Annotated in this window: 9 protein-coding genes and 1 pseudogene; 6 read left to right on the top strand and 4 right to left on the bottom strand. The window is 59.4% G+C overall.

Annotated elements, in window-relative coordinates; translation table 11 throughout:
- Positions 1-291: 291 nt before the first annotated feature.
- Positions 292-618, bottom strand: coding sequence for an AbrB family transcriptional regulator (locus tag KQ303_RS06530; RefSeq protein ID WP_259729650.1), 327 nt, complete (start codon positions 616-618; stop codon positions 292-294).
- A gap of 237 nt (positions 619-855) precedes the next feature.
- Between KQ303_RS06530 and KQ303_RS06525 the strand changes: the two genes are divergently transcribed.
- Positions 856-1092 (top strand): hypothetical protein, encoded by a 237-nt coding sequence (locus KQ303_RS06525; protein WP_259729649.1) that lies wholly within the window; start codon positions 856-858, stop codon positions 1090-1092.
- Between the two features lie 4 nt (positions 1093-1096).
- Here the strand turns inward: KQ303_RS06525 and KQ303_RS06520 are convergent, their stop codons facing one another.
- On the bottom strand, positions 1097-2806 hold the full coding sequence (locus tag KQ303_RS06520) for a mechanosensitive ion channel family protein (protein ID WP_259729648.1): 1710 nt from the start codon (positions 2804-2806) through the stop codon (positions 1097-1099).
- Between the two features lie 213 nt (positions 2807-3019).
- Between KQ303_RS06520 and KQ303_RS06515 the strand changes: the two are divergent.
- Together KQ303_RS06515 and KQ303_RS06510 are read left to right on the top strand one after the other, a co-directional pair.
- A pseudogene (locus KQ303_RS06515) lies at positions 3020-3259 on the top strand (IS5/IS1182 family transposase); the annotation flags it as partial.
- Positions 3260-4454: 1195 nt separating this feature from the next.
- Entirely contained in the window at positions 4455-5279 is an 825-nt protein-coding gene (locus KQ303_RS06510; RefSeq protein ID WP_259729647.1) for a hypothetical protein, read from the top strand.
- Between the two features lie 212 nt (positions 5280-5491).
- Here KQ303_RS06510 and KQ303_RS06505 read toward each other — a convergent pair whose 3' ends face one another.
- Complete coding sequence (locus KQ303_RS06505) at positions 5492-5809, bottom strand: hypothetical protein (protein WP_259729646.1); 318 nt, start codon at positions 5807-5809, stop codon at positions 5492-5494.
- A complete protein-coding gene (locus tag KQ303_RS06500; RefSeq protein WP_259729645.1) occupies positions 5806-6588 on the bottom strand; it encodes a hypothetical protein in 783 nt (260 codons plus the stop codon). Before KQ303_RS06500 ends, KQ303_RS06505 begins: the two co-directional genes overlap by 4 nt.
- A 510-nt stretch (positions 6589-7098) precedes the next feature.
- Between KQ303_RS06500 and KQ303_RS06495 the strand changes: the two genes are divergently transcribed.
- The 3 genes from KQ303_RS06495 (at position 7099) to KQ303_RS06485 (ending at position 13038) form a co-directional block, all read left to right on the top strand.
- The gene (locus KQ303_RS06495) at positions 7099-8064 is read left to right on the top strand and encodes a hypothetical protein (protein WP_259729644.1); all 966 of its coding nucleotides are present in this window, start codon (positions 7099-7101) and stop codon (positions 8062-8064) included.
- 143 nt (positions 8065-8207) lie between these two features.
- Entirely contained in the window at positions 8208-9221 is a 1014-nt protein-coding gene (locus KQ303_RS06490; protein WP_259729643.1) for a hypothetical protein, read from the top strand.
- Positions 9214-13038, top strand: a complete 3825-nt coding sequence (locus tag KQ303_RS06485; protein ID WP_259729642.1) for a tetratricopeptide repeat protein — start codon at positions 9214-9216, stop codon at positions 13036-13038. The genes KQ303_RS06490 and KQ303_RS06485 overlap by 8 nt, the downstream gene beginning before the upstream one ends.
- Positions 13039-13053: the final 15 nt, after the last annotated feature.

Raw genomic sequence — 13053 nt, 5'->3', positions numbered from 1 at the left:
TCCCCGATCCCCTGCACTGTGAGGTGGATGGAATTTGTTACGCGGCAGCGCAGATGCATTGAGCTCCGTTCCGGGCTGTTTCGTCCCTACCTCATCTGATGGTTGCGCAACGCTGCAGCCGGTCATTGGCTGAGGCCCCGGCTCAGTCATCCCTTCCCGGAGGAACTGGTCGCTCCAGGCCGCTGCCGTTCCCCATTTCTCTGAGGCGCTAAAACCGAAATTGACCCACTCCTCCTGCAGGATCAGGGTGGGGTCTGCAGGTCGGCCAGACAACACTCCGCAAGGCCGCGCTCACTCCTCTTCGTCAGCCCCACCCACAGGCACGAGGCGGATCTGCTTACGACCCAACTTGATCTCGAATTCGTCGCCGGGCTGCAGATCGAGCATGGCGGTGTAGGCCTTGCCGATCAGCAGGTTGCCGTTGCCCTGCACAGTGGCCACATAGCTCAAGGAGCGGCCGGCCTTGCCTTTGCTGGTGCCAGTCCCCTCCCCGAGACTGACCCCCTTTGCCTCCGGCAGCGCCTCATAAACGGCCGTGAAGTTCAGCCGTTCATTGCCGTCCTTCTTGGTGCTCACATAGCCGGCGGCTCGCACCAGATCCGACTTCGAGGTTCGCAAGCCTCGCCATCCCCATCACCGTCGAGGTAGGTGTGGCCGTCCCGCAGAAGTTGCTTGGCGCGCTTCCACGAACCAACCTCCGCATACCTCCAACGACGTCCTGACCATGAGGGAGCTCCTGACCCCGGGTCAGGTTAATGATCGTCAGGCCCGCGGGTCGTCGCTGTGGTGCTCCGGTGCTTTTGGTGCCTCCCCTCAGAGCAGCTCGCCAATCCCATGGCCGCTGAATTCCACCAGATGGTTTCCAGTCTCCAAGGCGGGAAGGTCTGCTGGCTTCTCTCGATCCAGATAGGCCGCAGCATCACAGCCTTCGAGGTACTCGCGATACACAAAGGCCTGGCCCAGCTGTCCGCCTCCACCTACGGCGCCGGGATGGCCGGCCTGAAGCTCGCCGTTCTGGCCTACCTGCTGGTCACCGTGCTGCTTTTGATTCTCTTCCTGCGCTGGCGCAGAGGCCAGCTGCAGCAGGTTTGAGCCGTCAACCGGCGGCAGGCGGAGTGCGGGTCGGTGTGCCGAAGCTCCCAGGCGGCCAGGGGGGCACAGTGAGGGCGTTGCCATCGCGCATGGCGTGGTAGCCCGGCGAAAGGATCTCGACCCCGGCCTCGGCGAACTGATCCTGGATGGCCCCCAGCAGATCCGAAAGGGTCCTGCGGTAGGTGTCCACATCTTCTACGTAGGCGTTGAGTTCATAGCTGATGTGGAAGTCGTTCAGTGAGGTCTGGAGCACGAATGGGGGCATCTCCCGGCTGATGCCTGCGGTGGCGCTGGCCGCCTCCAGCATCAGCCGGTGAACCTGCCGCCAGGGCACGTCGTAGCCAATGGTGACGGTGGTGGCGATCACCACCGGCTCAGCGATTTCCCGGCGGGCCAGGCTGTAATTGACGATCGAGGCCCCCAGCACGGTGGCGTTGGGGATGCTCACCACCTCATTGTGGGGGGTGCGCAGGCGCGTCACCAACAGGGCGGAGTCGTGAACGATGCCGACGGTGCCGTTGATGTTGACCCGGTCGCCTTCCTGGTAGGCCCGGGTGTAGGTGAGCATCAGCCCGCCGATCAGGTTGGCGGCCACGGCACTCGAGCCCAGGGCCGCCAGCACCCCCACGAACAGGCCAGCCCCCTGGAAGGCCTTGCTGTTGGCTCCTGGGATGTAGGGGTAGGCCAGCACCACACCGAGCAACAGGATGCCAATCCCCACCAGCCGGGCTGTGGGCCGGGCCCATTCGGGATAGAACCAGCGCAGACGCAGCTTGCCCAGCTCCACCGCCCGGAACCAGGCATTGCTGGCCCGCATCAGCAATACCGAGAGGCCGAGGATCACCACCACGGAGACCAGGTCGGGGATGGCCTTGGTCACGGCCTGTGCACCGCCCACCACCAGCCCGGTGATCTGGCCCCGCAGGGTTTCGGAGAGGGCCTGGGTAGGGGGGAACAGCCCGAGAAACAGGGGGATGGAGAGATAACTGACCAGCAGCAGAACGGCCCCGTGCACGATCCGGCGCAAGGGATCGAGGAGGCTGCGCTCCTGATCCGCGGTGAGCCACTGGTTGCCGCCCACCTGCAGTCCCCGGATCCGGTGGTTGGCGGGGTCATTGATCCAGCGCCCCAGGCGGCGGTTCAAGGCCATCTGGCCCCTCAGCCAGAGGATGTACATGCCCAGGGCCAGCAGAGCCAGGGCGGTGCCCCGCAGCCAGTCCGAACGCCGGTGGGTCTGGCGGTAGCGCACGATCGCCGCGCGAATCTGCTCCAGGTAGCGCTGGGCCAGCTGCTGACGACTGAGCTGAAAGCGGGCCGCGTTGCGGTCATCCACCGAGATCCTGGGCTCAAACACGCCGCCCTTCATCAGACCGATGGTGGTGTAAGGCGGGTCCTCCTGTACGACGATCTGGGTGGGCTCGATCGAGTAGTTGGCGGCCAGCTCGGCCAGCCGTTGGCTGCCACGCCGCGCCATCTGCGCAGGGCTCTGGGCGCCGACACCGGCCCGGATCTCCAGCACCCGGCGGCCATCCAGTTCGATGTAGGCCGGCGGGGGAGTGCTCTTCTGGGCGGAAACGGAGACAGGAGTCGGGGCGTCAACCGCGCGGGCCAGGGGGGCCGCCACCAGCAGCTGCATCGCGAGCAGAGCGGCCAGCAGGGGCAGAAGAAAACGGAACCAGCGGGAGCGAAGGACCCAGGGCTCGGACTGTCCCACGATGCTTCGTCCAGAACGTCAACGGACCTTATCAACCCCTTCCTGATTGAATTCCCATCGCTTGAAGCCCCGCCCTGGCAAGTCTGCGCCGTTGTCCTGGTTTCGCACCTGCGTAGCAGGCTCTCTCCCCGCAGGCCGATCCCCGCTGCCGCACGAGGAGGCTGCTGAAAATCCCATCCAGCCGCGGGAGAATGGCCCAACGACATTGAGCGGATGCGCGGCCACCAGGAGAGGACCGGCCCTCTGTTCTCCTATGTCTCCACGGAGGAGCGGATCCCCAACGCCCATCATCTGCGGCAGGTGCGGCGACTGGGGGATCAGGCGCTGGATCGCCTCACTCCCACCTTCAGCAAGCTCTATCCCGAGGCAGGACCCCCCTCAAGTCCGCCGGAGCAACTCCTGCTGGCCTTGTTGCTGCAGGCCATCTATGTCCACTCGCGTCGAATCGTTCTAGCGGCGAGTGAAGTGATGTTTGGTCGCTCGAAATCACCAGATTGAGTAACTCTAGTGCGCATGTCCTCCATAATCGTTTTTGCGCTTCGCCCCTCTGGATCGGGACGAGCCAATTCTTCCTTGTAAAGTTGCTCAAACTGGTAATAGGCTGAGACTTGGTCGCAGAGCTTGGCGATGTTGCGCTCTGCGCGTGCCTATCGCTGCTCAGCCCTGGTTGTTGCATAGCTGATTAATCCTCCGAGAAGAGCCCCAGCAAGAGCAAATCCACCGGCGACTACTTCTGAGCGGATCGGATTTCCCATGGCTGTATGTATATAAAGCAGTGGGTTTCTGTGATTATGTCATACTGCGTGTGTGTTTCCCGGTTCAGCCCCAAAGTCTTCGGTTGATTTATCGTTCTCAATCGGATTATGTCTTGATGTCGGTTCTCTACTCACGATTGTCTCTGGTGGTAAGACTTCGCAAAAGCTTGCTTGTCGCGGGGCGTTCCATTGCATGCCGCAACCTTGTCATCTGATTTTGCTGCTTCAGGGCGAACTCAGCAGTTGCACGCGCGTCGAGATCCCAATCAAGTGGTTCTAGCGCCTATCGCATTCCATCCCTTAAAACAACCGGCTAATAAGTTGTAGTGAGCCACTTGCTCCAGTTGTCAGAGCCGCTGGGAGTTTGCTCAACGCTGATTGAAGCCGTTTCAGCACATCTCAATGCCTAGCGAAGTGACACCCATGACAGCCCTTGCCAAAATCTCAGAGGCCGGTGTCCCACCGGAAGCCCTCCCTTCGGGCCTCTCTCACCAATGGGGGCAGGGGGACTTGAACCCCCACAGCCTTGCGGCCTGCGGATTTTAAGTCCGCTGGAGGGCGTTGCCGGGCAGTGGGTTTTGGCGATGTCATGCCTACAAAGTGCCTACTGGCGGTGGCTCGCGGGCCCATTTGTACACCAAGATCCGGAGAGCACGAACCCGTCTATCCCCCTCGCACTCCACCAGTAGCGGATGGAAGAGGTCGGATTTGATCAGTACTACTACCCCTGGTGGACATACCAGGGCCCAGACGGGCAGAATCTTGCTATCATCCGTCTCAAATGAGCCTCGCTACGGCACAGCGAGTTCAAGCCGGCAATGAAGCACGTGACAAAGGGACTGCCCCCAGAGCCCGTCGATCCCAGAACCGTCGTGGTTCCTCCAGGCCAGCCCGTGAAAGCCAGGAGTTCCAGTCAAGCCAGCCCGCAGGCTGACAGGAATTCCCAATCGGAAGTTGCTTTCGGCGGTAAGGCTAGGATTCACATTGAGCGCTCACCGGCTTCACAGTGCCATGCAGGGATCGGTGAGACCATCGCCACAGAAGCCGAGATCTGGAGGACTATCTCTGCTGAGTGCGTGCGTATCAAGGAGCTAGGAGCACAGTTCAGTGGATCGCTTCCGCTGCAATCCTTTGCAGAAACTGAGCAGAAGGCATTGGCACGTCTTGGCGAGCTTGTCATTCCAACCCAGTGGTTGATGGAAACCATGCGGGTACACACCAGTGCACAGCAGCGTGTTGTAGAAGTCAGCAAAGAGATACTGAGGAGTGTCTCTCAAGTCAGTGCCGATGCGCGTGATAAGTTGAACGGAATTCAAGCTTGTTTGAAGTTCTACGAGTCCCGGCTCAGGCCGGATGAAATTCAAGCCAATCTGATGGAGCATGCCTTTCTGCGGGCTCAGCTCGGACTGCCGACAACGGGAGACATTCTCCAGAAAATCAGCAGCGCTCGAATCATCCCCTCGCCGAACAACCAGCATCAGGTGAAACCGCATGATCTCGAGCCGAAAATATACACCTCAAGGGAGTTGAAAGATCACCTGGGTTGTTATGACGAAGCAACGATCCGTCGTAAAGCTATTGAGAGCTGGAAGGAAGGAGCTGGACCACAACCACTGAAGGGACTCGAGGGTTGGTACGTGGTAAGGCGCGGCAACAGTGATGGTGGCAGACGGTGTGGCTGGAAGTTTCAGCAACGAAAAAGGGCTAATGAAGCCTAGTTCCCCGGCTTTTTTACGTTGATAGGGATGCCCGAATGAGCCAGCACCCACCAAGCCCTTTCGCTTCCTGCAGGCGCTGGGGAAAAACCCAGCTGGCACCTACTTCCACACCCTGCCAAGCGGCTGGTTCACGGGGATGAGCCAGACACAGGGTGACCCGCATCGAGCTTTTCACCCGTGGCGGTTCCATGGCCAACGACCAGCGTGGATCTTCAGGATAGCCAGTAGGCATCCAGGAAGTTGTCCAGCTGGGCTTGAGCATGGTCGTACCAGCTCATGATCTGATCCTGCCGGGCGTGATTTGGCCCTGGGTCCTCTGGAATCCAGTTGTTGAAGTCACCCGCCAGTTCTGGATGTCTGCTGGTGGGCAGGATGTGGCTGATGTCCTTCTGCTGCCAGAAGGACATCACAGCGTGGGGATCGTGTTGGATGAACGTGGGTGTGCTGGCGATCAGCTCATCCGCCGTGATGCCATAGTCGGCACCCCTGTCTGAGAGGTAGGAAAAGGTGTCCTGCCAGGGAGAGTTCATGACGCCAGCTGGAGACCTGGGGTGTTGTTAAACAGAATCCCAATGTTGCCTACCGTTTGCCGGGCAATGTGTTCGATGCCGGCACAGGTTCCTGCCATCCATGTGCAATAGGTGTGGATCTGAGGAGTAAAGAGAATGGTGTTGCTGTCGCCACCAATCTGAAAAACCAGCCGATTGAGATCGTCTGAATAGCGCTGCATCCTTACGGCCTCCTTGGCTGCGATCTTGGCGGCTTCGCTCATGTTCTGCAATCCGTTCACGCACACTGCACCGGACGTCAGTGCCAGCAGACCTGAGAACACGGGGAGCAATGGCCCACCGGGCGTGATGCAATCGAGGAAAAAGGCGGTGGATTGCCATCCACACACAGCACCACTGACAGCAGCCTGGGCACCGCTGAGAAAGGCGGCCTTTTCTGCATCGTTGAGTAGCTTCCAGCTGTTCATGTAGTTATTGAGCGTCGTATCAATGTCATAGCTGGTTCCCTCATTGTTGTTGAGGATGATGGTTTTGGAAAGCTTGGCGTAATGGGTACCTATCACAGACTCACCGAGCCTGTGGGCACCGGAGTTGAGTTTTTCAGCCAGGAAGAGGCAGGGCAGGTTCAGGCGGATACCCGTCCAGTTGGTCTCAGTAATCAGGCAAAGACCGCTCGAGAGCTGAATGGCTGAGTTCTTCTGGATGTCGTAACTGCCGTTGGGCTGCTGCTTGCACTGGCCGGTGATGGAGATGGGGATACCGGTGGTCGCGAATGGTGAGTTCGTGAGAATGCGGGCCATGGTTGGGTGACTAAATCAGGTGGTAGGGGAGTGGAAGGCCCCCTGCTCCCTCTTCTGGTTCCAGAGCCGCCAGCCTGATTCAGTCCATAAGCCCGTTTCTCGGGAGAGCTGTCAGAATGCTGGCCAAAGCATCCAAGACTTCACTTGCCTGCTGAGCACTACACAGTTCTGCGCAGCTTGGCCGGTAGCGGCGAGATCATCTCCCTAAAGCAGGAAGCATCCGAGCTGGCCTTAAGGCGATGCGGGCTTGAGGATCTCGAGGAAGCCACGGCTTCCGGCGATCGCCAACTGCTGGCGGAGGCACGCAAGGAAACTCCAGGAGCGTTGCTCTGCCTGCGTTGTCGGGTCAGCAGGTCGCTGGAGCAGTGCGTCCGTACTCATTATCGTGATTTTCACCACACCTATGGCGTGGAGCTTGCGGCGCTGGCTGCCTTCGCCCTGGATGACCGGGGTGGGAGCGTCCCTTTCTGTCACGTCCCGCCACCTGCCGAGTTCAGAGTTCCGTTCACAGTGGAGGTCATCCGCAGCTTTGATCCTGAGCGGGCCGGCTTGCCCCACTGGGCCAGGCAACGCCTGATTGGCCGTAACGACTACAAGGCCTATCTCCTGGAGATGGGGGTGCTGCTGATCGGGAAGTGGGCCCTGCTGGGCGACTGCAGCCATAGGCAGGTGCATGAAGCCATGGTGTTGCCTGGTCAGACCACCTCCCTCACACCTGAGACAGCGGAGGCGCTGCATCGTCGCTACCTACTGGCTTACAGGAAAGCGAAGCTGACCTACCGGCAGCGAACGGGACGACAGCGGGGCTGGGAGCCGGATGCGGCTTTCTTTCAGGAGGTGGACCCTCAGCGGCACTGGGCAGACACGGAAGATGATTTGCACACGATGGAGCAGGCGGTGCGCAGGCTCCAAACAGGCCGCTGGCAGAGCCATGAGCGAAATCTTCTTTCCATGCAGGGCAGCGATCGCGCTGAGGAGCAGCTGGCCGACCCAGGAGCCACCCATCTGGAGCGTCTGGTGGATCAGGAACATGACTCCGCTATTGGGGTCCTAGCTGCGGAGGCATTGGAAGCCGAGGGATTGGCCTATGTGCAGCTGATGCTGGCGGGCCTTGCCGTGGAGGCTGAACAGTGGTGTTTCTGGCGAGGCTGGCTGGAAGGACAAAGTACGAGGGAGATCGCTGCCTGCTGCGGAGCCGCCCAAGCGCGGGTGAGCCGCCGACTCAGTGTGCAGATTCGGGCCAGGGAGATCGCCACCAGAGCTCTGCAACGCCTCGCACCGCTACCAGCCTTCACGATGGCCTTCGGCAGTCCCGAGAAGCTTGATGCCGCGGCTGATCGGCTGGTGAATCACCTGCTGATTTCGGAACAACAAGGAGAGGATCCCCCCCTGCGCCGCTGGCTCCGCATCGCCATGCACAACATCCATACCGGCACCACCAGCACTGCTCGAGAGGAATCGGGAGGGATGCCATGACCATCAGGTTGAATCCGACTGAGATGCACTGGAGCGGCAGACCGCTGTTGGTCGATGAGGTGGTGCTCAGCGAAGCGCAGATCACCCGTGCCGCCAACTGTGTGGATCCTGCCGACAGCGACGCGGCCGCTTGGGATCGATACTTGCGGGCCCTGGCCTTGGAGGGCCTCAAGGGAGAAATCCTGCGCCGCAAGATTGCAATCACCATCGGCCCGGAGCTGGAGCCGGAGACACCGGGAAGGCTGCTGGCTGTGAACGGACTGGCCACACAGCTGCTCTGCAGCACAGAAATGGCCGAAACGATCGCGGTGGATCTCAGCCCCTGGCGGCAGGAAGCCACCGCACCTCAGATCCTGCTGGTGGTGCAGATAGAGGAAGACAACGGCGTTGTTCGGGTAGCGGGTGTAATGGACGGCCCGGCGCTCGTGGCGCACATCTCGAGTGGGGGCCAGGCCCTGAGCGCAGCCACGGTTGAGATTCCAATCGCGGCCTTTAGGGGAGGGTTCGAGCAATTCCTGCGCTGGACAACGATGCTTCCCACCAGTGCATTGCCACGGGTGGCAGTCCCGGCAGCGAGTGAAGCTTCCCCCCTAGCGATCGGACCAGCACTGCAGGAACTGCAGGCTCAGATTCAAGAATGGCTGAAGCACCAACTGCAGGAGGCTCCCGCCCTGATCCCTCTGCTAGTCGCTGGTGCACGGGCCGCGGATCAGGCGGAGGTGTTCCTGGTCAATCCACGGGTGGATCTGGATGAGGAAGGCAACCATGTATCCCTAGTAGTGAGCCGCACCCCTACGATCTGGGCCGATCGCCCCCTGGCGGAGATCCTGATCGAACGGGATGGGGTGCCGGTGTGGCAGCAACTGGCTACAAGCAAGAAGCCGATTGAAGGCGCGATTGGCTGGTCGCTGGAGCCCTTGAACGCTGGCGAAAGCTGCACCTTAAAGCTGCGGCCCTACGGAACCTCGGGAGGAGCCTACGCAAAAGTAAGTCTCGTGGTGACTGAATCAGAAGTTATTGATCAATGCGAAGCATGGCTCTGTCGTGGGGATAGTGTGCAAGAGTTGTTCACTACAGAAGACATTGGGATAGGACGCGATGCCACTATTCGCCTTGCTGAGGAGATTGCGGCTCGCCTACGGCTAAAGCATGGTTGACAATCCAGCAGCACAATCAGATGGAGGAGCACTTGACAACTCTAGCGAACAGGATGTAGCTGAGAATTCTCAGGAGCTTGAAGAACTCTGGTCTAAGCTGTATTCGATCAAGAATCTCAATGAGAGCCCTTCTCTTGAGGAAATGATCAGGCTGGTCGCCTTGAGTGAGCGCGTGAATGGAGACTTTCATCCGCATACAGCTATAGCCATACACCATCTTGCTGAATTCTATTGCGAGAATGGTCGTTACGAGGAAGCTGAAAGGGAGCACTACCGAGTTTTGGCGATCACTGAGCAGGCCTTGGGACCTGAGCATCCAGAGACTGCCTCGAGTCTCAATAATCTGGCTGGGCTCTACACGGCTCAAGGGCGATTCAGCGTAGCTAAGCCGCTCTATCACAGAGCGCTGGCGATCAAGGAAGAGGCCTTAGGCCCTAAGCACCCACAGATTGCCACCTGCCTCAACAATCTTGCCCGGCTTTACCAAGATCTAGGGCAATTCGTCCTAGCTGAACCGCTGTATCACAGAGCACTGGCGATCAAGGAAGAGGCCTTAGGCCCTGAGCATCCACAGATTGCCATCTGCCTCAACAATCTTGCCCGGCTGTACCAAGATCTAGGGCAGTACGGCACGGCGGAAACATTGTATCGAAGAGTACTCGCAATCAATGAGCAGGCCTTGGGCCCTGAACATCCAGAGACTGCTCTCAGTCTAAACCTTCTTACCCTGCTGAAGCAAGATCAAGGGCAGTACGGCGCGGCGGAAACATTATGCCGAAGAGCACTAGCGATCACTGAGCAGGCCTTAGGCCATGAGCACCCAGAGAATGTCTCGAGCCTACACATTCTTGCCGGCCTGTACCGACGTCAAGGGCAATATGACGCAGCGGAACCATTATATCGAAGAGCACTCGCGATCACTGAGCAGACCTTGGGCGCTGAGCACCCAGAGACTGCCGCGAGCCTCAATATGCTCGCCGGTCTGTACCAAGATCTAGGGCAGTACAGCGCGGCGGAATCATTACATCGAAGAGCACTCGCGATCACTGAGCAGGCTTTGGGCCCTGAGCACCCGAGCACTATCATCAAGCTCATTCAACTTGCAGGGGTGTACCAATATCAACGGCAGTACGACGCGGCGGAACAATTATATCGAAAAGCGCTCGCTATCTCAGAGCAGGCCTTAGGCTCTGAGCACCCCTCTACTGCTAGGAGCCTAAATTATCTTGCCGACATCTACCGGGCTCAAGGACAGTACAGCACGTCTGAGCCGCTGTATCAACGAGCGCTCGCTATCACTGAGCAGGCCTTGGGCGCTGAGCACCCAGAGACTGCCTCGAGCCTCAGCAGTCTTGCCCGGCTGTACCAAGATCTAGGGCAGTACAGCGCGGCGGAACCATTATTTCGAAGAGCACTCGCGATCACTGAGCAGGCCTTGGGCGCTGAGCACCCAGAGACTGCCTCGAGCCTCAGCAGTCTTGCCTGGCTGTACCAAGATCTAGGGCAGTACAGCGCGGCGGAAACATTACATCGAAGAGCACTCGCTATCACTGAGCAGGCCTTGGGCGCTGAGCACCCAGAGACTGCCTCGAGCCTCAGCAGTCTTGCCTGGCTGTACCAAGATCTAGGGCAGTACGACGCGGCGGAACGATTATATCAGAAAGCACTTGCTATCTCAGAGCAGGCCTTAGGCTCTGAGCACCCACAGATTGCCATCTACCTCAACAGTCTTGCCCGGCTGTACCAATGTCGAGGGCGGTACGACGCGGCTGAACCATTCTATCGAAGAGCACTCGCTATCACTGAGCAGGCCTTGGGCGCTGAGCACCCAGAGACTGCCTCGAGCCTCAGCAGTCTTGCCTGGCTGTACCAAGATCTAGGGCAGTACAGCGCGGCGGAACCATTATTTCGAAGAGCACTCGCTATCACTGAGCAGGCCTTGGGCGCTGAGCACCCAAAGACTGCCTTGAGCCTCAATATGCTCGCCGGTCTGTATCAACATCTAGGGCAGTACGACGCGGCGGAACCATTATATCGAAGAGCACTCGCTATCACTGAGCAGGCCTTGGGCGCTGAACACCCAAAGACTGCCTCGAGCCTAATAGATCAGGCAATACTCTACGTTTTGGAGGAGAAGTTCTTAGCGGCTGAAGGCTACCTCAGGAGGGGGTTGCGCATCCAGACAACCTGGCTGAGACGAGAGCTACTGGTACTTCCATCTGCCCAACGGATCGCACTGCTGGAGCTGCAGGATTCCAATAAATGGCTGGCCTTTGCCCTTGGTGTACTCCATCCACCATCCACAGAGTTGGCTCTATGGACCCGGTTGAACTTCCAGGGCCTGATTCAGGAGATTGAGCAACGACAGATGCGTCTTCACCTGTTGCCTGGTCCCCATCAAGAAATTGCAGCACGTCTCACTTCCCTAGTGCAGAGGATGAGCTCAACCACGGTTCCTCCAGACCAACGCCGAAAACTGCAGCTTGTGAGTGCTGATCTGGAACGTCAACTCTTCCGGGTAGCTCCGATAGCGAATCTTAAGTCGGTTGAGATTGCGGAGGTCGCCGACGCATTGCCGGCCGAGACTCTTCTGGTCGAGTTTCAGCGATTCTGGCCCAGGGGTGAAGCATCATGGGGCGAACCACGTTATCTGGCACTAGTTCTGGCTAGTACCGGCACCGTGGCGCAGGTGGACCTGGGGCGAGCTCGCCTGCTGGAAGCGCTGATTACTCAGGCGCTGGAGGCCACCACTGAAGGCCTCGCCGATGCCGCGGAGTGCTGGATGGAGCTCAGCAAGGCCCTCCTGCCACCACTCCTGAGTGCACTTGGCACCGCGACCCGCTGCTTCCTTTCAATGGATGGTGAGCTTCATCGCCTTCCCTTCCATGCGCTGCCGATGCCAGGGCAGCCTGATCATCTGTTTAGCGATTGGATTGATATCAGCATCCTGTCCACGGGCCGCGATCTGCTAACACCTGAGCATGCGGCCACCACCCTGCAGCGTTCCCTTGTGATGGCTAATCCTCGGTATGACCTTGAGCCGGGGAGCAATAAGGATCATCGGGAGGATGGTGGTGCGTCGGTGAGAAGGCGTTCCAGTGAGCTCGGAACGTCCCGGAGATGGCAACCCCTGCTGGGGTCCGATCAGGAGGGACGCCAGGTGGCCTGCCTGCTGGATGCCGATCTCTTCACTGAGGCTGATGCCAGCACCAAGACTCTTCAGCGTGCTTCCCATCCGCTCGTTCTGCATGTGGCGACCCACGGGTACTTTCTTCCCGATGAGAAGCTGGAGGAACCTCCTGGGCAGCTAAGCGCTACCTCACTAGGTGGCCATCTGCTGACCAACTTCCGCGGAGAGGATCCGATGGTGCGCAGCGGCCTCGTGCTCGCCGGTGCCAACCATCCCGACGCCGATCCAGACGACGATGGGTATCTCACCGCCCTGGAAGCAACGCTTCTCAACCTGCAAGGAACCGAACTGGTCACCCTCTCAGCCTGTGATACTGGCCGCGGGGACATCTACACCGGCGAAGGTGTGTACGGCCTGCAGCGGGCCCTGATCGTGGCCGGAGCACGCTCTACGCTGCTGAGCCTTTGGCATGTGCCTGATGACGCTACAGGCGAGTTCATGGTGCGTTTTTACTCCCTGCTGAAACAAAGTCTTGGCCGCTCAGACGCGCTCCGTCAGGTGCAGAGGGAATTTCGCAACCACATCAACTTCGTATGGCGCCACCCCTATTACTGGGCGGCATGGCAGCTTGTGGGCGACTGGCGGCCGATCAAAGGGCTCCAAGCGCTTCCGACCCAGGCGGTCTGAATCGTTGGTCCTTAC

This window comes from Synechococcus sp. CS-1333 (assembly GCF_025128015.1).
Taxonomy (GTDB): Bacteria; Cyanobacteriota; Cyanobacteriia; order PCC-6307; family Cyanobiaceae; genus MW101C3.
This window is presented reverse-complemented; position numbering and strand designations above follow the sequence as displayed.

What these genes read in the sequence shown, in the direction of transcription:
- KQ303_RS06500 (WP_259729645.1), bottom strand. Translation starts at nt 6,588, where the DNA reads ATGGCCCGCATTCTCACGAACTCACCATTCGCGACCACCGGTATCCCC.
- KQ303_RS06505 (WP_259729646.1), bottom strand. Translation starts at nt 5,809, where the DNA reads ATGAACTCTCCCTGGCAGGACACCTTTTCCTACCTCTCAGACAGGGGT.
- KQ303_RS06485 (WP_259729642.1), top strand. Translation starts at nt 9,214, where the DNA reads ATGGTTGACAATCCAGCAGCACAATCAGATGGAGGAGCACTTGACAAC.
- KQ303_RS06525 (WP_259729649.1), top strand. Translation starts at nt 856, where the DNA reads ATGGTTTCCAGTCTCCAAGGCGGGAAGGTCTGCTGGCTTCTCTCGATC.